Annotated in this window: 19 protein-coding genes; 14 read left to right on the plus strand and 5 right to left on the minus strand. The window is 72.7% G+C overall.

The window, feature by feature from the left end; all coding sequences use genetic code 11:
• Window positions 1-11 precede the first annotated feature (11 nt).
• Genes E0H26_RS04920 through ilvA form a run of 3 tightly spaced genes read left to right on the plus strand, consistent with a single transcriptional unit; the run spans window position 12 to window position 3,655 of the window.
• Window positions 12-1,421: an amidase gene (locus tag E0H26_RS04920; RefSeq protein WP_131301245.1), complete on the plus strand. Its 1,410-nt coding sequence runs from the start codon at window positions 12-14 to the stop codon at window positions 1,419-1,421.
• A gap of 39 nt (window positions 1,422-1,460) precedes the next feature.
• Window positions 1,461-2,438, plus strand: a complete 978-nt coding sequence (locus E0H26_RS04925) for a DUF4328 domain-containing protein (RefSeq protein ID WP_131301247.1) — start codon at window positions 1,461-1,463, stop codon at window positions 2,436-2,438.
• The gene (gene ilvA / locus E0H26_RS04930; protein ID WP_131301249.1) at window positions 2,435-3,655 is read left to right on the plus strand and encodes a threonine ammonia-lyase; all 1,221 of its coding nucleotides are present in this window, start codon (window positions 2,435-2,437) and stop codon (window positions 3,653-3,655) included. Before E0H26_RS04925 ends, ilvA begins: the two co-directional genes overlap by 4 nt.
• A gap of 58 nt (window positions 3,656-3,713) precedes the next feature.
• Here the strand turns inward: ilvA and greA are convergent, their stop codons facing one another.
• Window positions 3,714-4,211, minus strand: coding sequence for a transcription elongation factor GreA (gene greA / locus E0H26_RS04935; RefSeq protein WP_131301251.1), 498 nt, complete (start codon window positions 4,209-4,211; stop codon window positions 3,714-3,716).
• 123 nt (window positions 4,212-4,334) lie between these two features.
• A complete protein-coding gene (locus E0H26_RS04940) occupies window positions 4,335-4,769 on the minus strand; it encodes a DUF4307 domain-containing protein (RefSeq protein WP_131301253.1) in 435 nt (144 codons plus the stop codon).
• A 329-nt stretch (window positions 4,770-5,098) separates the two neighbouring features.
• Here E0H26_RS04940 and mca point away from each other — a divergent pair, with 329 nt between their 5' ends.
• The 8 genes from mca to E0H26_RS04980 all read left to right on the plus strand — a co-directional run bounded on the left by mca (window position 5,099) and on the right by E0H26_RS04980 (window position 14,978).
• The gene (gene mca / locus E0H26_RS04945) at window positions 5,099-5,980 is read left to right on the plus strand and encodes a mycothiol conjugate amidase Mca (protein ID WP_131301255.1); all 882 of its coding nucleotides are present in this window, start codon (window positions 5,099-5,101) and stop codon (window positions 5,978-5,980) included.
• A 48-nt stretch (window positions 5,981-6,028) separates the two neighbouring features.
• Complete coding sequence (locus tag E0H26_RS04950; RefSeq protein WP_131301257.1) at window positions 6,029-6,322, plus strand: hypothetical protein; 294 nt, start codon at window positions 6,029-6,031, stop codon at window positions 6,320-6,322.
• A 263-nt stretch (window positions 6,323-6,585) separates the two neighbouring features.
• Entirely contained in the window at window positions 6,586-9,033 is a 2,448-nt protein-coding gene (locus tag E0H26_RS04955; protein ID WP_420812788.1) for a putative bifunctional diguanylate cyclase/phosphodiesterase, read from the plus strand.
• Window positions 9,034-9,174: 141 nt separating this feature from the next.
• Entirely contained in the window at window positions 9,175-11,214 is a 2,040-nt protein-coding gene (locus E0H26_RS04960; RefSeq protein ID WP_131301259.1) for a thioredoxin domain-containing protein, read from the plus strand.
• A gap of 51 nt (window positions 11,215-11,265) precedes the next feature.
• On the plus strand, window positions 11,266-12,456 hold the full coding sequence (locus E0H26_RS04965) for a 5-(carboxyamino)imidazole ribonucleotide synthase (RefSeq protein ID WP_131301261.1): 1,191 nt from the start codon (window positions 11,266-11,268) through the stop codon (window positions 12,454-12,456).
• The gene (gene purE, locus E0H26_RS04970) at window positions 12,453-12,944 is read left to right on the plus strand and encodes a 5-(carboxyamino)imidazole ribonucleotide mutase (protein ID WP_131301263.1); all 492 of its coding nucleotides are present in this window, start codon (window positions 12,453-12,455) and stop codon (window positions 12,942-12,944) included. The genes E0H26_RS04965 and purE overlap by 4 nt, the downstream gene beginning before the upstream one ends.
• 363 nt (window positions 12,945-13,307) lie before the next feature.
• Complete coding sequence (locus E0H26_RS04975; protein WP_131301265.1) at window positions 13,308-13,970, plus strand: HEAT repeat domain-containing protein; 663 nt, start codon at window positions 13,308-13,310, stop codon at window positions 13,968-13,970.
• Window positions 13,971-13,976: 6 nt separating this feature from the next.
• Window positions 13,977-14,978 (plus strand): HEAT repeat domain-containing protein, encoded by a 1,002-nt coding sequence (locus E0H26_RS04980; RefSeq protein WP_131301268.1) that lies wholly within the window; start codon window positions 13,977-13,979, stop codon window positions 14,976-14,978.
• Window positions 14,979-15,020: 42 nt separating this feature from the next.
• Here E0H26_RS04980 and E0H26_RS04985 read toward each other — a convergent pair whose 3' ends face one another.
• Together E0H26_RS04985 and E0H26_RS04990 are read right to left on the minus strand one after the other, a co-directional pair.
• Window positions 15,021-19,964: an SCO7613 C-terminal domain-containing membrane protein gene (locus tag E0H26_RS04985; protein WP_131301270.1), complete on the minus strand. Its 4,944-nt coding sequence runs from the start codon at window positions 19,962-19,964 to the stop codon at window positions 15,021-15,023.
• Between the two features lie 338 nt (window positions 19,965-20,302).
• Window positions 20,303-21,730 carry a UDP-glucose dehydrogenase family protein gene (locus E0H26_RS04990; RefSeq protein WP_131301272.1) on the minus strand — a complete coding sequence of 476 codons (1,428 nt, stop codon included), beginning with the start codon at window positions 21,728-21,730 and terminating at the stop codon, window positions 20,303-20,305.
• A 248-nt stretch (window positions 21,731-21,978) separates the two neighbouring features.
• Between E0H26_RS04990 and E0H26_RS04995 the strand changes: the two genes are divergently transcribed.
• Window positions 21,979-23,142: an acyl-CoA dehydrogenase family protein gene (locus E0H26_RS04995; protein WP_131301274.1), complete on the plus strand. Its 1,164-nt coding sequence runs from the start codon at window positions 21,979-21,981 to the stop codon at window positions 23,140-23,142.
• A gap of 49 nt (window positions 23,143-23,191) precedes the next feature.
• Here E0H26_RS04995 and E0H26_RS05000 read toward each other — a convergent pair whose 3' ends face one another.
• Window positions 23,192-23,839, minus strand: a complete 648-nt coding sequence (locus E0H26_RS05000) for a hypothetical protein (RefSeq protein WP_131301276.1) — start codon at window positions 23,837-23,839, stop codon at window positions 23,192-23,194.
• Between the two features lie 23 nt (window positions 23,840-23,862).
• Here E0H26_RS05000 and E0H26_RS05005 point away from each other — a divergent pair, with 23 nt between their 5' ends.
• Window positions 23,863-24,381 carry an acyl-CoA thioesterase gene (locus tag E0H26_RS05005; protein ID WP_131301278.1) on the plus strand — a complete coding sequence of 173 codons (519 nt, stop codon included), beginning with the start codon at window positions 23,863-23,865 and terminating at the stop codon, window positions 24,379-24,381.
• 95 nt (window positions 24,382-24,476) lie between these two features.
• Window positions 24,477-25,367 carry an SDR family NAD(P)-dependent oxidoreductase gene (locus E0H26_RS05010; protein WP_131301280.1) on the plus strand — a complete coding sequence of 297 codons (891 nt, stop codon included), beginning with the start codon at window positions 24,477-24,479 and terminating at the stop codon, window positions 25,365-25,367.
• Window positions 25,368-25,376 lie beyond the last annotated feature (9 nt).

The raw sequence follows: 25,376 nt of genomic DNA on the forward strand, positions 1-25,376 counted from the left end.
GGCTGGGGAGGGTGGCCGTGCAGGACATCATGCCGACCTGGGTGGGGGCGACCGCCAAACAGATCGCCCGGGGCGTACGCCGGGGAGATGTCTCCGCCACCCAGGTGCTGGCCGACCATCTCGACCACATCGCCAAGGCCGACGCCGACCTCGCCGCGTTCCGTACGGTGCGTGGCGGGGAGGCGGTCACCGAGGCGGAGAAGGTCGACGAGCAGGAGGATCTGGCCAACCTGCCGCTGGCCGGGGTTCCGGTGGCGGTGAAGGAGAACACTCCGGTGGCCGGCATGCCCACCTGGAACGGCTCCGCCGCAGTGCGTACCACCGTGGCCGAGGCCGACCACGAGGTGGTCCGCAGGTTGCGCGGCGCCGGCGCGGTGATCCTCGGGGTGACCCGAATGCCCGAGCTGGGCCTCTGGGCGGCGACCGACGACGCCACCGCGGTCACCCGCAACCCGTGGGACCTGGACCGGACCCCGGGCGGCTCGTCCGGTGGCGCGGCGGCGGCCGTGGCGGCCGGGCTGGTGCCGATCGCACACGGCAACGACGGCCTGGGGTCGATCCGCATCCCGGCGGCGTGCTGCGGTCTGGTCGGCCTCAAGCCGGGCCGGGGCGTGGTGCCCTGCCAGCTCGGTGCCGAGGACTGGTTCGGGCTGGCCGAGCACGGCATGCTCAGCACCACCGTCGCCGACGCGGCGGTGGGCTTCCAGGTGCTCGCCGGCCGCGCCCAGGAGAAGCTGGTCCCGCCGCAGCGCCTGCGGGTCGGCGTGTCGCTGCGCTCGCCGGTGCGTGGCGTCTCACCCGACGCGCCGAACCGGGACGCCGTCACCGCCGCCGGTCGGCTGCTCGCCATGGCCGGGCACGACACCGTGCCCGCCGACCCGGTCTACCCCACGGCCCTCGGGTTGCAGGGCATCGCCACCTGGTTCGCCGCCGCCGCGGCCGACGTCCGGGCCGCCGGGGTCGACCGCCGCAGCCTGCAACGCCGCAGCCGGCGGCACGTCGCGTTCGGCGAGTGGGCGTGGCGACGCGGGTACGTCCGGGAGGCCGACCGGCTGGCCTGGCGCGAACGCTCCATCGGGTTCTTCACCGACCACTCGGTGGACCTGCTGCTCACCCCCGCACTGGCCGCCGCGCCGCCGCCGGCCACCAACTGGTCGGCCCGGTCCTGGCAGACCAACATGCTGGCCAACATCCGGTACGCCCCGTACGCCGCACCCTGGAACATCGCCGGACTGCCGGCCCTGGTGGTGCCGGTGGGTCGCCGCCCGGACGGGTTGCCGCTGGCCGTGCAACTGGTCGGCCCGCCCGGCTCGGAACTGCTGCTGCTCGGCGTCGCCGGACAGTTCGAGATGGAGGCCCCGTGGCCTCGGCACGCACCCGGCTACCCCCGGGTCGGAACGGGGTCGCCGGCCAGCGCCTGATCATCTACGCTCCCGGTGCCGATCACCTGGAGAGATTCGATGATGCGCTGCCAGACCTGCCACGCCGACGTGGACGCCCGCATGCCGGAGTGCGAGACCTGTTTCACCCCGGTCGGCTCGCCCGCGCTGCGGCCCGACGTCCAGGTGCGCGCGGTGTGGGGGGTCGGACGTGCCGCCTCGGTCGCCGTCGCCGCGACGGTGCTGTTCCTGCTGTTGACCGTGGCGGTGCAGCCGGTCAACGCGCTGCTCGCCGAACGGGCCGTGGACTCCGTCGACGGCGAGGCGTTCCTGCTCACCGCGGGCCTGCTGGAGTTGGGGGCGGCGCTGCTCTACCAGGTGGCGATCCTGGCCGCCGTCGTACTCGTCATCATCTGGACCTGGCGGGCGCGCAAGAACCTGGACGCCTTCCCGGGCGCCGGCCCGACCCTCTCGGCCAAGTGGGCGATCGCCGGATGGCTGGTGCCGTTCGTCAACCTCGTGCTGCCGCACCGGGTGATGGCCAACGTCGCCCGGGACAGCCTCTGGCGGTTCGGCACCCCCTGGCTGGTGCACCTCTGGTGGGGCACCTGGCTGGCGTTCCTGCTCACCGATCGGATCGCCACCCGGTCCGCCGTCGCCGAGTACGACTCGCTGCCGTACCCGCAGACCTCGGCCGACTTCCAGGCGTACGCCGACCACTACTCCTCCAGCACGGTGGCCTATCTGCTCCCCGCGCTGGTCTGCCTGGTCGCCGGGGTGTCGCTGATCGTGCTGATCCACCGGGTCTCGGTGGCGCAGACCGCCCGGATCGGGCGCGGTGGGGCCGCCGGACCGATCCTGCCCGGCATGACCCTGACCGGCGCCGCCGGTCCGGCCGGGCCCGCCGCCGCGATGCTGGCGAGCCCGGGACCGGCCGGGGGCGGGCACCCGGCGCCGGGTGTGCCCGTCGCCGCCCCGCCGGTTGTTCCGGCGCCACCCGCCGCACCGATCCAGGCGCCGCCGGCTGCCGGCGGGCCGGGTGGCACGATCGGGGCATGACGGAACTTGTCAGCCTGGACGACGTGCGAGCAGCGCGGGAACTCATCGCCGGCGTCACCCGCACCACCCCACTGGAGCCCTGCCGTCCGCTGAGCGCCGCGCTCGGCGGGCCGGCCTGGCTCAAGTGCGAGAACATGCAGCGGGCGGGGTCGTACAAGGTGCGGGGCGCGTACGTGCGGATCTCGCGGCTGTCCGCGCCGGAACGGGCCCGAGGGGTGGTCGCGGCCAGCGCCGGCAACCACGCCCAGGGGGTGGCGTTGGCCGCCGGGCTGGTCGGCACCCAGGCCACCGTGTTCATGCCGGTGAACGCGCCGCTACCGAAGGTCGCGGCCACCAAGGGGTACGGCGCACAGGTCGAGCTGGTGGGCGCCACGGTCGACGAGTCCCTCGTCGCGGCGCAGACGTACGCCGAACGGACCGGTGCGGTCCTGATCCATCCGTTCGACCACCCGGACGTGATCGCCGGGCAGGGCACGGTGGCGTTGGAGATCCTGGAGCAGTGCCCCGAGGTGAAGACGATCGTCACCGGGGTCGGCGGCGGTGGACTGATCTCCGGGGTGGCGGTGGCGGCCAAGGCACTGCGCCCGGACGTGCGGGTGATCGGAGTGCAGGCGGCCGGTGCGGCTGCCTTCCCGCCGTCGCTGGTGGCCGGTGAGCCGGTACGCCTGCCCGCCTTCGCCACCATCGCCGACGGCATCGCGGTGGGCCGACCCGGCGAGATCACCTTCGCCCATGTCCGCAAGCTGGTGGACGAGGTCGTCACGGTGACCGAGGAGGACATCTCGCGGGCGCTGCTGATGCTTTTGGAGCGCGGCAAGCAGGTGGTGGAGCCGGCCGGCGCCGCGGGGGTGGCCGCTCTGCTGGCCGGTGCCGTCGAGGTGCAGGCCCCGGTGGTGGCCGTGCTCTCCGGCGGCAACATCGATCCGCTGCTGATGCTGCGGGTCATCGAACACGGCCTGGCGGCGGCCGGCCGTTACCTGCGGATCACCGTGCGCTGCTCGGACCGGCCGGGGCAACTCGCCTCGCTGCTCAGTCAGATCGCCGAGCATCGGGCCAACGTGGTCGACGTGGTGCACCAGCGGGCCAACCCGCATCTGCGGCTCGGGGAGGTCGAGGTGGCGTTGTCGGTGGAAACCCGGGGCGTCGAGCACTCCGACACGTTGATCAGTGCCTTGCGGGCCAGCGGTTATCAGGTGACCATCGCGCCAGAGGCGTGACACCGTTGCGGTGCCACGCCTCTGCGCGGGTGCCGGCGGTCGCGAACGCCGGGACGACTCAGCCGGAGAACGGCTCGAAACTGACCACGGTCACCTTGATGTCAGCGCCGCTGGGCGCGGTGTAGGTGCAGGTCTGTCCGGCCTTGCCGCCCAGGATCGCCCGGCCGAGCGCCGACTCCGGGCTGTAGACGGTGAGGTCGGTGGTCGAGGCGATCTCGCGCGAGCCGAGCAGGAATGTCTCTGTGTCGTCGGCATCGTCGTCGAAGTAGATCGTCACGACCATCCCGGGCGCCACGGCGTCGGCGGTCGGCGCCTCGCCGACCTGGGCCGTGCGGAGCAGCTCCTTGAGGTAGAGGATGCGCCCCTCGGCCTTGCCCTGCTCCTCACGGGCGGCGTGGTAGCCGCCGTTCTCGCGCAGGTCGCCTTCCTCGCGCCGGGCGTTGATCTCGGCGGCGATGATCGGCCGGTTGGCGATCAACTCGTCGAGCTCGGCCTTCAGGCGGTCGTACGCGTCCTGGGACAGCCAGGTGGCGGGCGCCTCGTTGCCATTGGACACAGGCGGTCCTCCTCGGTTCTGCGTGCTGGCTGACAGGTGAACCTTTAAGTTACCAGTGCCGTACGACAAGGAGTGTCGGCGATCACGTCGCGTACCTTGGTGGACCCGGTGGGTCCGACGGCCTCAGCCGGGCGGTCGGCAGCGGATGACTTCACCGATGAAGGGACGCCCGCTGGTGGCCAGCCGGTGCCGGACGGTGACCTGCCGTTGCCCCTCGACCGCGGTCACCGACACCTCCTCGCGGGCCACCTCGGCACCGGCGACATCGCGGGCGCGCAGCAGGCACACCGCCGATCCGCCGTCCGGCAGGTTCACCCGGAAGTCGATCATCACCTGGTGGTCCGTGATGTCGGTGTAGGTGATCACCTGCACGTCGTACGCGGGGTCTCCGTACTGCTGGTAGAGCCGGACGGAGATCGCGGTGAGCGCGGCCGCCACGACGATCACCAGGAGCCCGGTCAACAGCGGCCGGCGGCGGCCCGGCTCACGGCGTCGGCCGTACCGGCCGGGCGGGAACACCGGCGCGCCCGGTGGAATTGTGGCGTGCGTCTCGGTCACCGGCGGGTATCTCCTGGCGTTGTTGTCGGCGGCATCGGCAAGAATGGCGGAGGCCCGTCCTTTCCTGCCCGACTCGGTTCGAGAGCTGCTCGGCGTCGATGCTGCCCAGCAGCGCTGCCTGGCAGCAGAGCTGCTCGGCATCAGCGGTGCCTGGCATCGAGGATGCCGGCATCAAGGATGCCTGGTGTCGAAAATGCCTGGCGCCGAGGATGGCTGGTGTCAAATATGACAGGCCGACGCGGGCCGGTACCGCGACGGGGAGGAATCCGGCAGGCCAACGGTCGACCCGGCGTGGGTCGGCCAGTGGGCAGAGACGAGGAGCGCCGACGTTGGCAGAGCAACTTCGACTCATGGCCGTCCACGCACATCCCGACGACGAATCGAGCAAGGGCGCCGCGACCACGGCGAAGTACGTCGCCGAGGGTGTGGACGTGCTGGTCGTGACGTGTACCGGTGGCGAGCGTGGCAGCGTGCTCAACCCCAAGCTCGACCGGCCGGAGGTGTGGGCGAACATCGCCGAGATCCGCCGGGCCGAGATGGACGCGGCACGGGCCATCCTCGGCGTGGAGCAGGCGTGGCTGGGCTTCGTCGACTCCGGCCTGCCCGAGGGTGATCCGCTGCCCCCGCTGCCCGAGGGCTGCTTCGCCCTCCAGGACGTCGCGGTGGCCGCCGGCCCGCTGGTGCGCCTGATGCGCGAGTTCCGGCCGCACGTGGTCACCACGTACGACGAGGAGGGGGGCTACCCGCACCCCGACCACATCATGTGCCACAAGGTCAGCGTGGCGGCCTTCGAGGCCGCCGGCGACGCGGAGCGCTACCCCGAGCTGGGCGAGCCGTGGCAGCCACTGAAGCTCTACTACGACATCGGGTTCTCCAAGGGCAAGATCCTGGCGCTGCACGAGGCCATCCTGGCCACCGGGGCCGAGTCCCCGTACGCGGAGTGGCTGACCCGCTGGGACGACCGCCCCGACAAGGGTCCCCGGATCACCACCCGGGTGGAGTGCGCCGAGTACTTCACGGTCCGGGACGACGCGCTACGCGCCCACGCCACCCAGGTCGACCCGGACGGCTTCTGGTTCCAGGTGCCGATGGATCTGCAACAGCGGGCCTGGCCGACGGAGGACTTCGAACTGGTCCGGTCGTTGGTCGACAGTCCGCTGCCCGAGTCCGACCTGTTCGCCGGCGTACGGGCGACGAGCCATGCCCGCTGAGCCGGCGGCCGGCTACCCTGGTCGGACATCGCACTCCGGAGGAACCCCATGCTGACCGCTGCCCAGGTGCTCGCCCAGAACAACTTCGGGGACACGCGGACGGGCGGTCTGGCCGGCCCGATGGGCCTGTTCCTCATCCTGGTCCTGGGCACCGCGACCGTGCTGTTGATCCGCAACATGAACGCCCGGCTGCGCCGACTGCCCGACCGGTTTCCCGCCCAGGAGTCCGAGGCCGGGCGGGACGAGATGGCCCGGGCGGTCAGTGATCCGACAGATGAGACCGTCACGGCGGATTCATCCACGGACGCTGCCAACCGGCACCAGCAGCGCCGGGACACCTGACCGGGGCATGATTCACGCCGAACCGGATGGTCGCCCCCTGTTGCGACCACCGGGATTGGCTTAGCCTTCGCCCGGGGGGACCAGAAGTCCCCAAGCTGTGTGCGGGAGGGGGCGCCGATGACCATGGCAGTCGTTCGTGCCCCTCACGCGTCCTGCTGCCGGCTGGCAGGAGGAGGTCGGTGACCTCCGGCCGGGCCGGTCATTCGATCGATCGGCCCGCAGGCCGTCGGACGCCACTCGGGGTGCACCTGCTCACCGCCGCCGTGCTGGGCACCGCTCTGGTCGCCGCCGTCGTCGGGCTGGGCCTGCCGGTGCGGCTGCCGGTCGACGACCCGCTCGGCGGGCCGGCCCGGTTCGGCATCGCGGTGGCCGCGTTCGCCCTGTCGCAGCTGGCCCGGTTGCGGTTCCGGGCCGCCGCCGGCATGGTCAGCGTCACCTGGGCCGAGGCGGCCCTGGTCGTCTGCCTCCACCTGGTACCGCCCGGTTGGCTACCGGCCGCAGCCCTGCTCGGCGTCGCACTGGCCTGGACCGTGATGTCCGTCGTCGACGAGGGCCGGACGACGTCGGAGATCGCCCGCATCGCGGGGGTGCAGACCGCAGCCGTGGCGCTGGCGGTGGCCGTCACCACCGCGCTCGGCCAGCCGCTGCTGGCCACCCCGACGCCGTCGCTCGTGCTCGCGGTCACCGCCGGGGCAGCCGCCTATCTGCTGGCCAGCGTGGCGCTGGGTGGGGTCATGCTGGCGCTGCGCCACGGCATGCCGATCGGTCGCCCGCTGCTCGCCGCGCTGCGCGGCAAGCTGCTGATGTTCGTCGGCAACCTGGTGGTCGGCGTACTCGTCGTGGTGCTCATCGAGATCGACCTCCGGTGGCTGTTGCTGCTGCCGGTGCTGCTCTGGCTGCTCCAGCAGACCTACCGACAGCGGCTGCGCGACGATCGCGAACGGCGGACCTGGCGGTCGTTCGCCGAGGCCACCGCCGCGTTCAACCAGCTCGACGAGCGCGGGGTGGCGATGGCCGGCGTCACCGGCGCCCTGGCGGTGTTCGAGGCGGAAATCGTCGACGTGGAGGTGGCCCGGGCCGACGGGCGGTGGCGGCGTTACCGGGGCGACCCCGGCGGGCAGGTGATCGACCGGGAGATACCGCCACCCGGAGACGACGCGCCGGACCAGGACGAGCTGGTCCGCGACCTGTCGGTGGGCGACGCGCGGGTGGGACGGCTGCGGGTGCGCCTACCCCGTACGGCCCCGCCCACCGGCCGGGAACTGGACGCGCTCGCCGCCTATGCCGACGCCCTGGCCGCCGCGCTGCACGACGCGGCGACGCACCGGGAACTGCGACTGGTCACCGCCCGCTCGTCGTACGAGGCGGTGCACGACCCGTTGACCGGTCTGGTCAACCGGTCCGCCCTGCTCAGCCAGGGTGACCAGGCGCTGCGGCAGCTTGCCCACGACCATCCCGTCGCCCTGCTGCTGCTGGATGTCGACCAGTTCAAAGAGGTCAACGACACGCTCGGGCACGCCGCTGGCGACCAGTTGTTGCGGCTGACCGCCAACCGGCTCGGCACGCTGACCCGCTCCGGTGACCTGCTGGCCCGGCTCGGCGGTGACGAGTTCGCGCTGATGATGACGTCGGTTCCGGTGCGGGGGGACCACACCGCCCCGATGGCGTACGCGCTACGTCAGGCGCGGGAGATCGCCGAGCGGCTGGCGGCACCGGCCGAGGTGGCCGGGGTGCGGATGTCCGTCGAGGTCTCCGTCGGAGTGGTGGTGGCCCCGGCCGGCACCGCCGACCTGACCGAGCTGCTGCGCCGGGCCGACATCGCGATGTACCAGGCCAAGTCGGGCGGCGGCAGTGTGGCCACGTACGACAGCACGCGGGATGCGGCCAGCACGGACCAGTTGGCCCTGCTCGCCGAGTTGCGCGAGGCGTTGCAGACCGACGATCAACTGGTCCTGGTGTTGCAGCCCGCCGTGGACCTGACCACCGGAGCACCGACCGGGGTGGAGGCGTTGATCCGGTGGCGGCATCCGCGCCGGGGACTGCTCGGGCCCGCCGACTTCATCCGGCCGGTGGAGAACAGCGACCAACTCGGCAGCTTCACCCGGTATGTGCTGGACAAGGCGCTGACGGTCGCCGCCGGTTGGGCCCGGGAAGGGCTGGACATCCCCATCTCGGTCAACCTCTCCGCGCGCAGCCTCCTGGACCACCGGTTGCCCACCGAGATCGGTGAGGCGTTGCGCCGGCATCAGGTGCCGGCCGACCGGCTGGTCCTGGAGATCACCGAGACGGTGGTGATGAGCGAACTGGAAGTCATCGACCAGGTGCTCAGCACGCTGCGGTCGATGGGCGTGCAACTGGCGGTCGACGACTTCGGCACCGGCTTCTCCTCGCTCAGTTTCCTCGCCCGGGTCGCGGTCGACGAGCTGAAGGTCGACCGTTCCTTCGTGTTGCGGATGGCGGATTCGCCGGAGGCGGCGGCGATCGTGCGGACCACCGTGGGGCTGGCCCACGAGCTGGGCCTGCGGGTGGTGGCCGAAGGGGTGGAGACCGCCGCCCAACGCTCGGCCCTGGCCGAGCTGGGCTGCACCGCCGCCCAGGGCTACCACTTCTTCAAGCCGATGCCCGCCGACAAGATCGGCGCCGTGCTCAACTCCCTGACCCGCCAGGCCCCCACCAACGTCCTCCCGCTCCGCGCCGACGGCGCATCCTGACCTGCCCCTTCTCCACCGCGTTGATCAAGAGCTTTTGGTCTCGGAGAGCGCTCCAGCAGACGCAAACTTCTTGATCAACGCGATAAGGGGTGGGGTGGGGTGTGGGGGGTTGGGGGGTGGGTGGGTGGTTATGGTCGACGGGTGAACCGACTCGCGGACGCCACCAGCCCTTATCTGTTGCAGCATGCGGACAATCCGGTGGACTGGTGGCCGTGGTGCGACGAGGCGTTCGCCGAGGCGAAACGGCGCGACGTGCCGGTGTTGATCTCGGTTGGGTATTCGAGTTGTCATTGGTGTCACGTGATGGCGCACGAGTCGTTCGAGGACGAGGCCGTCGGCAAGCTGTTGAACGAGGGCTTCGTCTCGATCAAGGTGGACCGTGAGGAGCGGCCCGACGTCGACGCCGTCTACATGACCGCCACCCAGGCGATGACCGGCCAGGGTGGCTGGCCGATGACGGTCTTCGCGACCCCCGACGGCACCCCGTTCTTCTGTGGGACGTACTTCCCCCGGCCGAACTTCGTCCGGCTGCTCCAGTCGGTCAGCACCGCCTGGCAGGAGCAGCGCGACGCCGTACTGCGTCAGGGCGCCGCGGTGGTCGAGGCGATCGGCGGCGCCCAGGCCGTCGGCGGCCCCACCGCCCCGCTCACCGCCGACCTGCTCGACGCTGCGGCCGCCCAACTGGCCAGCGAGTACGACGAGACGAACGGCGGCTTCGGCGGCGCACCGAAGTTCCCGCCGCACCTGAACCTGCTCTTCCTGCTGCGTCACCACCAGCGCACCGGCTCGGCGCGGAGCCTGGAGATCGTCCGGCACACCAGCGAGGCGATGGCCCGGGGCGGTCTCCACGACCAACTCGCCGGTGGCTTCGCCCGCTACTCCGTGGACGCGCACTGGACCGTGCCGCACTTCGAGAAGATGCTCTACGACAACGCCCTGCTGCTGCGGGTCTACACCCAGCTGTGGCGGCTCACCGGCGACGCGCTGGCGCTGCGGGTGGCCCGGGACATCGCCCGGTTCCTCGCCGACGAACTGCACCGGCCCGGGCAGGGCTTCGCCTCCGCGCTGGACGCCGACACCGAGGGCGTCGAGGGGCTCACCTACGTCTGGACCCCGGCTGAGCTGGTCGAGGTGCTGGGCGAGGAGGACGGCCGGTGGGCCGCCGACCTGTTCGACGTCACCGAGGCCGGCACCTTCGAGAAGGGCAGCAGCGTGCTGCGGCTGGCCCGGGACGTCGACGACGCCGACGCGGAGGTTCGTGGCCGCTGGCGGGACGTGGTGGGTCGACTGCTCGCCGCCCGCGACACCCGTCCCCAGCCGGCCCGCGACGACAAGGTGGTGGCCGCGTGGAACGGCCTGGCCGTCACCGCGCTCGCCGAGTTCGTCCGGCTGTTCGAGACCGCCGGTCGGGTCGGCAGCGAGGGGGAGGCGAACCTGCTGGAGGGGGTCGTCATCGTCGCCGACGGCGCGCTGCGGGACACCGCCGAGTACCTGGCCCGGGTGCACGTGGTCGACGGCCGGCTGCGCCGCGCCTCCCGCGACGGCCGGGTCGGCGAGCCAGCCGGGGTATTGGAGGACTACGGCTGCGTGGCCGAGGCGTTCTGCGCCATGCACCAGCTCACCGGCGAGGGGCGCTGGCTGGAACTGGCCGGGCAGCTGCTCGACACCGCGCTGGCGCACTTCGCGGCGCCGGGCGGGGCGTTCTACGACACGGCCGACGATGCGGAGCAACTGGTGACCCGGCCGGCCGACCCGACCGACAACGCCACCCCCTCGGGACGGTCCGCGATCGCCGCGGCGCTGGTGGCGTACTCGGCGTTGACCGGGGAGAACCGCTACCGGGAGGTCGCCGAGGCGGCCCTGTCCACCGTCGCGCCGATCGTCGGGCGGCACGCGAGGTTCACCGGGTACGCGGCGACGGTGGGCGAGGCGCTGCTCTCCGGGCCGTACGAGATCGCCGTGGCCACCCCCGATCCGGCCAACGATCCGCTGGTCGCGGCGGCGTACCGGCACGCTCCGCCCGGTGCGGTGATCGTGGCCGGTCACCCGGACCAGCCGGGAGTGCCGTTGCTGGCCGGTCGACCGCTGCTCGACGGCGGGCCCGCCGCGTACGTCTGCCGGGGCTTCGTCTGCCAGCGGCCGGTGAGCACCGTCGAGGACCTGGTGGCGCAGCTGGGCTGAGCCGGATCCGCCGGAGGCTGGCCGGGCTGCCCCCGATAGGCTGGCGGCGCTATGGATTCCCGTACCGGTCTGCCGGTTGTCGGCATGGTGGGCGGTGGCCAACTGGCCCGGATGACCCACCAGGCCGCGATCTCCCTCGGCCAGTCACTGCGCGTGCTCGCCCTCACGCCGGACGACGGCGCGGCCCTGGTCGCCGCCGACGTCCAGTACGGCGACCACACCGACCTGGCCGCGCTGCGTACCTTCGCCAAGGGCTGTGACGTGGTCACCTTCGACCACGAGCACGTCCCGACCGAGCACATCCGCGCGCTCGCCGCCGAGGGGGTGAAGCTGTTCCCACCGGCGGACGCCCTGGTGCACGCGCAGGACAAGCGGGTGATGCGGGAGCGGCTCGACGGCCTGGCGGCACCGAACCCGGCCTGGCGGCCCGTCGAGTCGCCGACCGACCTGGTGGCCTTCGGCGACGAGGTGGGCTGGCCGGTGATGGTCAAGGCGGCGCGCGGCGGCTACGACGGGCGCGGCGTCTGGCCGGTCACCGATGCCGCGCACGCCACCGAGCTGGCGGAGACGCTGCTCACCGGTGGCACGAAGCTGATCGTCGAGGAGCGGGTGCCGCTGCGCCGTGAACTGGCCGTGCAGGTGGCCCGCTCCCCGTTCGGGCAGGTCGCCGTCTACCCGGTGGTGGAGACGGTGCAGCGTGACGGGATCTGTGTCGAGGTGCTGGCGCCCGCACCCGGCCTGCCGGAGGAACTGGCGGTGGCCGCCCAGCAACTCGCCATCGACCTGGCCACCGCGCTCGGCGTGGTAGGGCTGCTGGCGGTGGAGCTGTTCGAGGTGGCCGACGACTCGGCGCCCGGCGGCAGCCGGCTCCTGGTCAACGAACTGGCGATGCGGCCGCACAACTCCGGGCACTGGACCATCGAAGGCGCCCGCACCTCGCAGTTCGAGCAGCACCTGCGGGCGGTGCTGGACTACCCGATGGGCGACACCTCGCTGGCCGCGCCGGTGGTCGTGATGGCGAACGTGCTCGGCGGTGCGCCGGGCGGCATGCCGATCGACGAACGGCTGCACCACCTCTTCGCCGCTGTGCCGTCCGCCCGGGTGCACCTGTACGGCAAGCAGGTCCGCCCCGGCCGCAAGATCGGGCACGTCACGGTGCTCGGCGACGACCTGGACGAGGTACGCTCCCGCGCCGCGCGGGCGATGCGTTGGCTACGCGACGGTACGGAGGGAACAGCGTGAGCACCGTCGGTGTGATCATGGGCAGCGACTCGGACTGGCCGACCATGAAGGCCGCCGCCGAGGTGCTCGACGAGTTCGAGGTGTCGTACGAGGTCGAGGTCGTCTCCGCCCACCGCACCCCGGTCAAGATGATCGACTACGGCCGGGCCGCCGCCGGACGGGGCCTCAAGGTGATCATCGCCGGCGCGGGTGGTGCCGCCGCCCTGCCCGGCATGGTCGCCTCGGTCACCCCGCTGCCGGTGATCGGCGTACCGGTGCCGCTGAAGCACCTCGACGGCATGGATTCGCTGCTCTCCATCGTGCAGATGCCGGCCGGCGTACCGGTGGCCACGGTCTCCATCGGCAACGCGCGCAACGCCGGGCTGCTCGCCGTCCGCATCCTGGGCACGGCCGTTCCTGGGCTGGCCGAGCGGATGTCGGCTTACCAGGCCGATCTGGAGCAGTTGGTTGCCGAGAAGGATGCCGCGCTGCGGGCTTCGTTGTCCTAGCGGGTTGGGGCTGAGCGGCTGGCGGCGGTGGTTGCGGTTGAGGGCTGTCTGGCTGGGTGGCGACGGTGGTTGCGGTTGAGGGCTGGGGGGCGACCGTGCCCGGCTCCGGGCGGTCAGGCTTGATCCCTGCGCCGGGCACGGTCGCCCCCCAGCCCCGTCGTGTGGGGGCGTCGGGTGTCGGCTCGGCGTTTGTTCACGTCGCGTCCTCAGCCGTGGGGGTGATGCGGCTGTGGGGCTGGTGGGCTGGTGGGTGGGTGGGGCTGTCGCCGGGTTCTTTGATTTTGTGGGTGGGATTGGTGGGTGGGGCTTGACCTTGACACGGTGAGAAGGGGTTCGCTGTGCTCGGGGGTGATGGTGGTGGACATGCCGGGACAGAGGCCGGATGTGGGTCGGGTGCACGCGGGGCTGGCGGCCGGTGATTCGTCGGTGCGGCTGCGGGTGGCGCTGGCGGTCGGTACGACTCCGGACCCGCGGTTCGTCGACGCGCTCATCGAACGATGCGCGGTCGAGCCGGAGTTCCAGGTGCGCGAGATGCTCACCTGGGCGATCACCCGTCACCCGGCGTCGGTGACGGTCCCCGGGCTGATCGAGGCGCTGTCCTCGGAGCGTACGCAGGCCCGGAGCCAGGCGTTGCACACGCTGTCCAAGATCGGGGACCGGCGGGCGTGGCCCGCGATCACCAGGGCGCTGCTCACCGACGCCGACGACGAGGTGGCGCGGAGCGCCTGGCGGGCTGCCGTCGTACTCGTGCCCGAAGACGCGCGACCCGAGTTGGCCGGCGTGCTGGCGACCCAGCTCGGGCGGGGCGACCGTGCGACGCAGTTGAGCCTGAGCCGGGCGCTGATCGCCCTCGGTGAGGTGAGCAGGCCGCCCCTGGACGCCGCGACGACGGCTCTCGACCCGCGCGTACGCCAACACGCGATCGCCACGCAACGGCTGTGGCGTGACCCGGACGCCGAATTCGAGTTCGCGATCGAGGAGGCGAAGCGCGTCGTGGCCCTCGGCCCGACCCGTCAGGAGGGGTGACCAGCAGTGTTGATCGGTGAGGTGGCCCGGCGGTCCGGGGTCAGTGCCCGGATGCTCCGGCACTACGACTCGCTCGGCCTGCTGCGGCCGACGGACCGTACCGGGGCCGGCTACCGGGAGTACTCCGGCGAGGACATCCGGCGGATCTTCCATATCGAGAGCCTGCGGTCCCTGGGGCTCTCGCTGCGGGAGGTCGGGCGGGCTCTCGACGACCCCGGTTTCGCACCCGCCGCGCTCGTCGACGACCTCATCCGGCAGACGCGGCAACGCATCGCGGCGGAGACGGACCTGCTCACCCGACTGCGTCGCATCGGTGCCGCCGAACCCGCCGACTGGGCGGACGTGCTCCAGATCGTGGCGCTGCTTCAGGCGCTCGGCTCGGAGAACGCTGGCAAGCGCCAGCGCGCGGCCCTGTCCTCAGGACGAGAGGCACCGCTGCCGGTGGAGGCACTGGTCGAGGCAGCGCTCAACGAATCGGACCCGAACGTCGCCGGAGCCCTTCGCTGGGCGTTGGCCCAGTCGGGCGACGCCGGACTGGCGCTGCTGGCGGAGGGCCTCGACGCACCCGAGGTCGAGGTGCGCAAACGTGCCGTCGAGTCCATCGCCGAGATCCCCGGTGGTGGCGCGACGGCCCTGTTGCGGAACGCCCTCGTGAACACCGACATCGTGGTCCGTCGGTATGCGGCGCTGGCGCTCGGGGCGCGTGGCGTGGCCGAGGCGGCTCCGACGCTCATCGACATGGTCGTCGCGGAGGCGAACGACGTCGACGCAGCCGATGCGTTGGCCGCGTTGGCGGGCGATCCCGCGTCGGCGGATCACATCGCCGCCGGGCTCGTCGACCGCCTCGACCACACCGGTGAACCGTCCGCCCGGCGACGGCTGACCGAGGCGCTCGCGGACATCCCCGGGACCAGGGCGTCCCGTGCCCTCGCCGCGCTGGCACAGGACGCCGACCCGGTCGTCGCGCACACCGCGAGGTACATCCTCGACGTACGCACCGCACGGTGACGCCGGCCGGTGGTCACCGGGGCGCGACGCGGTCCGGACCGGTCACCGCATACCGCGCAGAGCGGTCTGGAGGCGTTCCTGGGCGCGGCGCCGACGTTCGTTGCTGGCGCCGAGGACCAGCAGCAGGAAGCCGACCGGGATCAACGCCAGCCACGGACCGAGGCTGAACAGGGCGTGCACCGCCGCGATGGCGGTCACCACCGCGCCGACGATCACCGGGGCCTGCTGCTGGCTCATCGACCCGAACACCAGGACGGCGACCGCGCCGAGCAGCAGCAGCACCTGACGTAGGGTGCTCGAATCCGTGGCCAGCACGATCGCCAACGTCGGTACGAAGGCGGCCACCAGCGCCGGCCCGTACGCCACCCAACTGCTCAGGTCCGGGCGCTGCCGCAACTCCAGGACGCCGACCAGCAACGCCAGCGCGGCGAACGGCAGCGTGTACGCCTCGGGCAACGCCACGTCGGTGACCCACATCAGGATCCACCAGGCGGTGATCTCACAGATCACCACCGCCCAGAACAGGATCCGCCGCTCCATCGGCCGACGCCCCGGCCGCACTGCCGCGATGCCGAGCACCGCACCCCAGGCGGCCAACAGTGCGGCGATGTGCCGGGGCGAGTCGTAGGCCAGGGCCAGCGCGATCAGTGCGGCGGCGTGGCCGCTCCATTCCACCGTCGCGGCCTCACGTTGCGCCTCGGGGCGGCGCAGCCGGGGCAGCCTGGCGGCGAACACCTGCAACGCGGCGCCGACCGCCAGCACCCCGAAGGCGGACCACACTGCCGCGAGCCCGGCAACCAGGCCGGCGGTGAGCACGAACAGTTGCGCCATCAGCGAGGCGAACAGCCAGCCGAGGATGCGTGCCCGCGAGGTGGTGCCGAACAGCGCGGCGAGCACGCCGACCCCGACCGCGCCGCCGAGGCTGAGCAGGGTCAGGTCCCGAGCGGCCAGGCTGCCGGCCAGGCCCGCTCCGCCGGCCGCCAGGCCGATCATGAAGACCAGCACCCGGGCCAGCCGCAACGACCGGGCCCGCTCCTCGATGGACGGCGGTGGCGTCAGCGCCAGCCCCAGCATCGAGATGGTGAACACCACAAGCGCCGAGCGGGTGCTCGTCGGCCAGCCGCTGCCCAGCGCGATCGGGGCGATCAACAGGGTCACCGCGGCACCGGGCAGCACCACCGGCACCGCCCGGGAACGGCGGCCCGCACTGAATCCGGTGGCCGCCAGTGCCGCCGTCACGGTGAGCAGCAGCGCGGTCAGCACGTGCGTCGGGTTGACCGCCGCGGGCGGCGGATCGAGCAGCTCCGGCGGCGGCCCCTGCCAGACCCCGCCGAGCGTACGAATCGGGTCGACCAGGGCGGCCAGCAGCGCCGGAGCGATGGAGACCAGCGCCAGGACGGTCGGCAGGGCGGCAGCGGCCAGCGCCCCCGCAGCCGGACTCACCCGCCATCGACGCCGCGCACCGTCGTCGGGCAGCCGCCGTAACGCCCCGTCCAGCAGCACCGACCAGCGGCCGACCGGCTGGGTGGGGTCAGCCGGCGGCTCGGTGGCCCCCCGCACCAGTTCGGCGAGCACCCCGAGCAGGGCCGCCGCGGCGGCGTAGACACCGACCGGCAGATGCAGGGGTACGGCGGCCAGCGCGGTCACCACCGCACCGCCGACCACCCCGGCGCTCGCCCAGGGCAGGTACTGCGGAACCTGCCGGCGAACTCCGGCGATCATGGCCAGGCCGAGGCTCGTGGCGGCCAGGCCGGCGGTGAGGATCGCCTGGGGAGCGTGGCCGAACTCGGCGGCCAGCGCGGCGGTGGTGCCGGGCAGCGCCAGCACCGCCGCGCCCACGGCCGCACCGCCGATCTGCGCCAGGTGCGGCGGCATGCCCTCGGTCTGGATGTCCTCCACCAGCGAGCCGGCGATGGACCGGGCCAGCGCCGCCACCACCGTGCCGATCAACACGATGCTGCCCAGCGCCAGTGCGGTCGTCCACGGGCGGACCAGGCCGGCGCCGGCCGCGTGCAGGGCGACCACCCCGGCGACCGTGATCCTGGACAGCGCGGCCCGGGGGTCGACGGAGGCGGCGGCGGCCATGCCGAAGATGGCGGCGACCATGCCGCCGATCAGGACCGGCGACCACCACGACAGGCCGAACGCGGCCGGCGCACCGATGGTGGCCAGGACCACCGCCGCGCCGGACACGTCGTAGCGCCAGGGCGGCGGCAGCAGGATGGCGGCGGCGAGCGCGAGCAGGACCAGCGCGATCGGGCCCTGCCAGGTGGTGCCGCCGGTCGGCGCGGCCGGCCAACCGCTGAGGTCACCGTTCCAGAACGGGCCGGGGGTCGCCAGGACGCCCACGCCGCCGCGCAGCGCCATCCAGCCGGCCAGCAGACCGATCAGTACGCCACCGACGGCGAGCCCGAGCACCGGCCCGCGTCGCCACTGCTCGGGCATCGCCCGTGCGGCGACGGCGACCACCAGCAGCAGCGCGGCGGCGACGGCGAGTTGTCCACCGGGGGCGAGCACGGTGCCGATCCGCAGCAGGGTCGCGACGAGGGCCGCGGTCACCGCCGCGGCGGCCAGGTCGGAGCCGTCCATCGCCAGGTCGGAGCGGCGTCCGGCGTCGATCGACGGGGCCAGGAAGAGGAGTACGGCGGAGACCAGCAGCAGCGCGCCGACCCAGGCGTCGGCCACGGTGGCGCCCGGCGCGCCGAATCCCGCGGCGGCCACCACCAACGCGCCGAGGCCGGTGCCCACCGACAACGGCACCGGGATGTGCCGTTGGGACACCTGGACGACCGCGGCGTAGCCGAGCGTGACGCAGACGGCGAGGAAACTGGCCGCCAGTACCGGCACGGTCGCCTCGCGCAGGCTCGCCGGAGTCAGCGCCGGCTCGCCGGGCAGCATGGCGGCGACGAACGCGGCCACCGCTCCGGGCAGGGCGAATGCCGCACCACCGGCTGCCCAGGCCGAGACGTCGTCGGCGGCAGCCGGGGCGAGCCTGATCCGGGGGGCGGCGGCGATCAGCACGCCGGCCAGGACGAGGGTGAGGAGCACAGCGGCGGTCAACGCGGGCCGGGCCAACGCCGCACCGGCGCCGACCAGACCGACGCTGGCGGCGGCCACCGCGTGCGCGAGTGCGGCCCGGGTGGTACGGGCGGACAACCCGATCGCCCCGATCCCGATCGCGGTCAGCACCATCGGCCACGGCGCCATCGCCCAGGTCAACCCGAACGAGGCCGGTACGGCAAGGGCGGTCAGTGCGGCGCCGGTCACCGCGAACTCGCGGCGGATCTCCGAGGGTAGGGCCAGCACCGCCGCCACGGTCAGCAGGAAGGCGCTGGCGGCGAGCTGCCAGGCGGCCGGTCCGACGGCGGCGGCCAACTCGGCCGGATAGCGGTCGAGGTCCGCCGCCCAGGCCGGCAGCGCGGCCTGGACGGGGGCGATCCCGGCGCGTAGGGCGCTGCCGGCGACCACCACCCCGCTGACCGTGAGCGCCACCGCGGAGGCCAGCTGCGGCCCACGGCGTGCGGACTCCGGTACCGCGCGCACCGCCAGGCCGGTGACCGCGATGACGGCCGCGATCAGCAGCAGCGACCGGCCGGGCAGCGCCACCGAGGCGATCCGGCCGAGGGCGCCGATGACGGCGAGGGTGAGCACACCGGCACCGATGTCCGGTAGCGGCGGGCGGCGCAGCAGCAGGGTGCCGGCCAGACAGACGGCGGCGGCGAGCAGCAGCACCAGACCGACACCGATGGCACCGGGCACCGTGTCGGTACGCAGCAGGGCGGTCACCGCGTACCCGAGGGCGACCACGACGGCGACGCCGTGCAGCGACCAGGTCAGCTCCCGGAGCCCCGGCACCGGCCGGACGGGCGGGCTGGCCGGCGTGCCGGCGGTGGGGTCGAGCAGCTCACCGGCCTCCTCCGGCGCACCCTCGGGTCGCCCCTCGGCCTGTCGTTGGCGGGGGGTGCCCGGCCGACCGGGTGCGGTGCTTGTCGACCCGTCGACGGGGGCCCGCTCCACGGTGACCGGTGAGCGGGCCAGCCAGAGGTCGAGCACCGCCACCACGGTCAGCACCAGGGCCCAGCCGGCGGGGCCGCTGATCCGGTCGTACGCCAACAGTGGCACCACCGGCTGGGCGGCCAGCACGGTGGCGAAGCGGGGGGCACGTAGGCGGGTGAATCCGGCGTACCCGACGGAGACGGCAGCGGTGACCGCGAAGATCACCCCGGCGAAGACCGCGCCGGAGGCGGGGCCGTTGCCGATCCGGTCCACCGACCACAGCGCGTACCCGGCGAGTGGCACCAGCAGCAGCCCCACCGCGGCGATGGTCTCGGCGGTGGAGGTCAGCCCGCGCCTGGTCAGCACGGGCGGGGCGAGCAGCATGAGTACGGTGGCGAGCAGCAGGATGCCGAGGCGGGCCAGCGCGTCCATCGAACTGGTCGCGACCACGGCGAAGACCACCGCGGCCACACCGAGCAGCAGCGCGCCGAGGCCGAGGGGGATGTTCTGCACCTCCCGCGAGGACGCCTCGGGCGGGTGCTCGGGATCGTCGGCGTCCAGCCAGACCGGCCGGGCCGGTGGTGGGTCCTCGGCACCGCCGGTGGGGCTCTGCCGGGGCACCCGTGGTGGTGGCGGTGGAGCGCTGTCGGCGGGCGTGCTCCGTACCGGTGGGGCGGTGCCGTTGCCCGGCGATTGGTGCGGCGGTCGACGGCGCAACACCCGACGGGGCCGGGCGGTCTGCTTGCTCCGCCCCTCACCGGCGTTACCGGCGTGCGCGAGGGTGTCCCGCTGGAAGATCGCGGCCTGCATCTTGGAGGCGAGCTGCCGTTGTTCGCTGGCGATGGCGGCCTCGCGGGCCTTCATCTCCGCGATGGACCGCTCGATCTCCGCCAGGTGCTCGGCCCACTGTGGCTGGTGTGCACCGCAGCGCGGACAGCGGACCGCCGGCTTGATCTCCCGGCCGCACGAGGAGCACTGAAAGGTAGCCACGACACCCCTCCACCCGCACTGTGGATTCCCACTGTCGCAGCATGCACAATGCCGCCCCGGAATTCGACAGTTGTCGGCGGGTCACCCCTCAACCCGCGTAGCCCGACCCCGACGCGCAGGCCCCGACCACGGACGGCAACACCCGCCCCCACCGACCGACGCCAGCAGACACCTCCAGACCCTGATCTCGCCCGCCGACGGCGCCCACGCAGGTCAGGTTTTCCGGGGGAGCCCACCCGCGCAGGGATCAAGCCTGACCGCCCGGAGCGGGTGGGCTCCCCCCGGAAAACCGACGCGAGCCCGCCCACCGAAACCGCACCGCAAGAAACCCCGAAAGATCAGGGCCGACCCAACCCCCGGTACTCCCAACCCGCCTGCGTCCACAGTGCCGAGTCGAGGCAGTTGCGGGCGTCGACCACGCGGCGTCCGGCGACCAGTTCACCGAGGACGGTCGGGTCGGCGTTGCGGAAGTCGGCCCACTCGGTGAGGACGCAGACCAGGTCGGCGCCGGCCACCGCCTCGGCCATGCCCGACTCGTAGGTCAGCTCCGGTACGGCCCGGCGGGCGTTGTCGATGCCCTGCGGGTCGTAGACGTGTACGTCGGCGCCGGCCTTGTGCAGCAGCGCGGCGACGGCGAGCGCGGGCGCGTCGCGTACGTCGTCGGTGTTGGGTTTGAAGGTCGCGCCGAGCACGGCGATCCGGGTGCCGGACAGGTCGGGGCCGGCGGGGCCGGCACGGCGGCCGAGCAGTTCGGCGGCGAGGTGGAGCACGCGGGTACGGCGGCGCAGGTTGATCAGGTCGACCTCGTGCAGGAAGCGCAGTGCCTCACCGGCGCCGAGTTCCTGGGCGCGGGCCTGGAACGCGCGGATGTCCTTGGGCAGGCAGGCGCCGCCGAAGCCGAGCCCGGCCTGGAGGAACCGGTTGCCGATGCGCGGGTCGTAGCCGATGGCCCGGGCCAGTTGGGTGACGTCGCCGCCAGCCACCTCGCAGACCTCGGCCATCGCGTTGATGAAGGAGATCTTGGTAGCCAGGAAGGCGTTCGCGGCGACCTTGACCAGCTCGGCGGTGGCGAAGTCGGTGACCACCAGGGGCACCTCGCGGTCCTCGGTGGCGGCCAGGTCGAACACGCCCTTGTGCGCCGCGTACAGCATGCCGTTGGCCCACTCGCTCTTGACGCCGACCACGATCCGGTTCGGTCGCAGCACGTCGTCGACGGCGAAGCCCTCCTGGAGGAACTCGGGGCTCCAGGCCACCTCGACGTCGAGGTCGGTGGGGGAGTGCTTGCCGACCAACTGCTCCACCCACTCGGCGGTGCCGACCGGGACGGTGGACTTGCCGACGATCAACGCCTTGCGGGTCAGGTGCTGGGCCAGGCTGGTCACCGACGCCTCGACGTACGACAGGTCGGCGCCCATCCCGTCGGCGCGCTGCGGGGTGCCGACGCAGATGAAGTGCACGTCACCGAAGTCGGCGGTCTCGGCGATGTCGGTGCTGAACCGCAGCCGGCCGGCGGCGAGGTTGCGCCGCAGCAGCTCGTCCAGGCCGGGCTCGTGGATCGGCACCTCGCCGGCGTTCAGCTTGGCGATCTTGTCCGGGTCGACGTCGTACCCGAGCACTTCGTAGCCGAGCTCGGCGTAGCAGATGGCGTAGGTCGCGCCGAGGTAGCCGGTGCCCAGGAAGGTCACCCGAGGGCGGGAGGCACCCGAGGGGGGTGTCACCGCGGCGATGACGGGCATCGGCTGGGAGTTCGGGTACGGGATGGTCACGCCTGTCTCTCCGCTCGCACTGGCGGCGCAATCGCGTCGCGTTCCGCTGCGGCGCCTGGCCGGCACCGGAGGGGTTGGTTCCGTGGTTCTGTCTTCCATCATCGCCGAGCGGCGTCCTGCTCCGTGATGGCCGATCCTACGCGCCGGTAACAACGCCTGAACTGTGGTCGCTATCCTTCAGTCTGCGCGGTGGGCGTCCAGGTGACGCTACAGACTGCGCATGATAGCCGTGAAGGGGAGGGGCCGGCATGGCCGCAGAGCAGTCATTCGACGCGTATCGGTTGCCCGAGGAGCACGAGGCGATCCGGGAGGCGGTCCGGGAGGTCTGCGCGGCGAAGGTCGCGCCGCTCGCCGCCGAGGCGGACGAGACCGGTGAGTTCCCCAAGGCGTCGTACGACGCGCTGCGTGCCGCTGACTTCCACGCGCCGCACGTCCCGGTCGAGTACGGCGGCGCCGGGGCGGACGCGCTGGCCACCGCGATCGTGATCGAGGAGGTGGCCCGGGCCTGCGCCTCGTCCTCGCTCATCCCGGCGGTGAACAAGCTGGGCACCATGCCGCTGCTGCTGGCGGGTGCGGAAGAGTTGAAGCGCCGCTACCTGACCCCGGTCGCGGCCGGCGAGGCGATGTTCTCGTACTGCCTGTCCGAACCGGAGGCCGGCAGCGACGCGGCGTCGATGACCACCCGGGCCGTACGTGACGGTGACCACTGGGTGCTCAACGGCGTGAAGCGGTGGATCACCAACGCCGGTGTCTCCGAGTACTACACCGTCTTCGCGGTCACCGACCCCGGCGCCCGCTCCCGGGGCATCTCCGCCTTCGTGGTCGAGAAGTCCGACCCGGGGGTCAGCTTCGGCGCCCCGGAGAAGAAGCTCGGCATCAAGGGCTCCCCGACCCGCGAGGTCTACCTGGACAACGTGCGGATCCCGGCGGACCGGATGATCGGCGCCGAGGGCACCGGCTTCGCCACCGCGATGAAGACCCTGGACCACACCCGGGTCACCATCGCCGCGCAGGCCGTCGGCATCGCCCAGGGCGCGCTCGACTACGCCAAGGGGTACGTCACCGAACGCAAGCAGTTCGGCAAGGCGATCGCCGAGTTCCAGGGCGTGCAGTTCATGCTCGCCGACATGGGCATGAAGCTGGAGGCCGCCCGGCAGCTCACCTACGCCGCCGCCGGCAAGTCGGAGCGCGGTGACGCCGACCTGACCTACTTCGGTGCGGCGGCGAAGTGCTTCGCCTCGGACGCCGCCATGGAGATCACCACCGACGCGGTGCAACTGCTCGGCGGCTACGGCTACACCCGGGACTACCCGGTGGAGCGGATGATGCGGGACGCCAAGATCACCCAGATCTACGAGGGCACCAACCAGGTGCAGCGCATCGTGATGGCCCGCCAGCTGCTCAAGGGCTGACCGTTGCCGCCCGCCCGGCGGCGTCACCACCGGGCGGGTCGGCGTCGGATCAGTTGATGGCGTCGTCGCGCCGGGGCAGGTTGCCCGGTGGCGCCGACCAGGGCGACGCGCCACCGGTACGCCGTGGCAGCGGCTCGGTCGGCGTCGGGTCCGGGTAGCCCAGGCTGAGCGGGGAGGTGTCCCGCTCCGCCGCCGGGGACTGCGGCCAGTCGGTCAGGGTCTGCTCGGTGGCCGGGGCGTCCACCGACGCCGGCGTCGGTTCGGTGACCGGCTGCGGCCAGCGTCGCCAGCGTTGCCCGCTGAACGTCGCCATCAGCAGCAGCAGGCCGATCAGGAACAGGGTGCCGTTCTCCACCGGCAGCCGCAGCGGCAGCGGGTCGCCGAGGAACTCCCAGTCCGCCGGGATGCGGTCGCGCACCTGGAACGGCGCGACGAACAACCCGATGTACGGGATGACCAGCAGCACCCCGGCCACCAGCGGGCCGAGCGGTGAGACGCGCAGCGTGCCGAGCAGGCCCAGCACGATGCCGCCAACAGCGAGGTAGACGGCCGGTTCGATGAGGTTGGCGGTGTTCGATGTGCCGATCTCCACCCACCGGTTCACGGTGCCGGCCGATCCATCCTGCCCGAGGGTGACCAGCGCCCAGGTGACCGGCGCCACCACCAGCCCGGCGAGGAAGCTCCACAGATGTCGCATCCGCGCACCGTACCGTTTCCGACATGACCGAGCACCCCTGCGCCGCACCGTCGGGCAAGCCGCCGTCGTACTCACGGGTAACGCTGAGCCGGATCATGACCGCCGTCGACGTCAACCTCTACGGCACGGTGCACGGCGGGGTGCTGATGAAGTTCATCGACGACGTCGCCGGGGCGGCGGCGGCCCGGCACAGCGGCGGTACGGCGGTCACCGCGGCGATCGACGAGATCGTCTTCTCCGAGGCGGTCCGGGTGGGTGACCTGGTCCACGCGTACGCCCAGGTGAACTGGACCGGGCAGACCTCGATGGAGGTCGGCGTACGGGTGATGGCCGAGCGCTGGGACTCGGCCGAGGAGGCGCCGGTACGGGTGGCCACGGCGTACCTCGTCTTCGTCGGCGTCGAGGTCGGCGGTGCGCCCCGGGCGGTGCGGCCGGTGCTGCCGGAGACGCCCGAGGACGAACAGCGCTGGCGGGAGGCGGAGATCCGGCGGGCCCACCGGCTGGCCCGCCGCCGCGCCATCCAGGCCCACCGCGCGGGCTGAGTCACACACTTCGCTGAATCGGATAACCCATCCGCTTGTGTTATCGTCAGGCCAAGCGGATGGGTTATCCGTATTTCTCGAAGGAGGTGGCAGCCATGCGAAGGACAGCTGTGGTCACGGCCGCGACGGGCGGCATCGGCCTGGAGACGGCCCTCGGGCTGGCGTCCGCCGGGTTCGCGGTCACCGTCGTGGGACGCAACGCGGACCGGGGCGCCGCCGCCGTCGCACGGATCAACGCGACGACGCCGCAGCACCCGGCGCGGTTCCTGCGGGCCGACCTCGCCTCGCTCGACGCGGTCCGGGCCCTCGCCGGCCAGCTCGCTGCCGATCACCGTGCCTCCGGCGAACCGCTGAGCGTGCTGGTCAACAACGTCGGCGCCATGTTCGCCGACCGACGTGACCTGGACGGCGTCGAGGCGTCGCTCGTCGTCAACCACCTGTCGCCGTACCTGCTCACCGAACTGCTGCTGCCGACACTGAAAGCGAGCGCGCCGAGCCGGATCGTCAACGTGACCTCGGCGGCGGTCGGGGTCGCCAAGCGGACGTTCGACGCCGTCGAGCCGCCCGGTGGTTACTACGGCTTCCACTGGTACGGCCGGGCCAAGCTGGCCAACCTCGCGTACACCCTCGACTTGGCCGCCCGCCTGGACGGCACCGGCGTCTCGGTCTTCGCCGCCGACCCGGGTGGCGCGGCGACCGACATGACCAACGGCACCATGGCCGACTCGAAGATCGTCTCGCCCGGCCTGCGGCTGCTGTGGCCCCTGGTGCGCCGCAAGTTCGCACAGTCGACCGCCGGCCGGCCCTCGGTGGCGGCCCGATCCTCGATCGTCGCCGCCACCGACGACGCGCTGGCCCGCCGTACCGGGATCGTGTTCGACAGTCGGGCCCGGCCGAAGGCGCCGCTGCGCGCGGCGGTCGACCCGCGCATCGCCGAAGCCGTGCGCCGGCTCAGCGAACGCCACGCACCACTCACGGTCGGCTAGGTTCTGTCT

The sequence above is a fragment of the Micromonospora zingiberis genome (genome assembly GCF_004331455.1).
In the GTDB taxonomy this organism is placed as follows: Bacteria; Actinomycetota; Actinomycetes; order Mycobacteriales; family Micromonosporaceae; genus Micromonospora; species Micromonospora zingiberis.

Excerpts from the sequence above, each read along its gene's own strand:
- ilvA (WP_131301249.1), top strand. The coding sequence starts at position 2,435 with ATGACGGAACTTGTCAGCCTGGACGACGTGCGAGCAGCGCGGGAACTC.
- E0H26_RS04925 (WP_131301247.1), top strand. The coding sequence starts at position 1,461 with ATGATGCGCTGCCAGACCTGCCACGCCGACGTGGACGCCCGCATGCCG.
- E0H26_RS04965 (WP_131301261.1), top strand. The coding sequence starts at position 11,266 with ATGGATTCCCGTACCGGTCTGCCGGTTGTCGGCATGGTGGGCGGTGGC.
- E0H26_RS04995 (WP_131301274.1), top strand. The coding sequence starts at position 21,979 with ATGGCCGCAGAGCAGTCATTCGACGCGTATCGGTTGCCCGAGGAGCAC.
- E0H26_RS05000 (WP_131301276.1), bottom strand. The coding sequence starts at position 23,839 with ATGCGACATCTGTGGAGCTTCCTCGCCGGGCTGGTGGTGGCGCCGGTC.
- E0H26_RS05010 (WP_131301280.1), top strand. The coding sequence starts at position 24,477 with ATGCGAAGGACAGCTGTGGTCACGGCCGCGACGGGCGGCATCGGCCTG.
- E0H26_RS04950 (WP_131301257.1), top strand. The coding sequence starts at position 6,029 with ATGCTGACCGCTGCCCAGGTGCTCGCCCAGAACAACTTCGGGGACACG.
- E0H26_RS05005 (WP_131301278.1), top strand. The coding sequence starts at position 23,863 with ATGACCGAGCACCCCTGCGCCGCACCGTCGGGCAAGCCGCCGTCGTAC.
- E0H26_RS04975 (WP_131301265.1), top strand. The coding sequence starts at position 13,308 with ATGCCGGGACAGAGGCCGGATGTGGGTCGGGTGCACGCGGGGCTGGCG.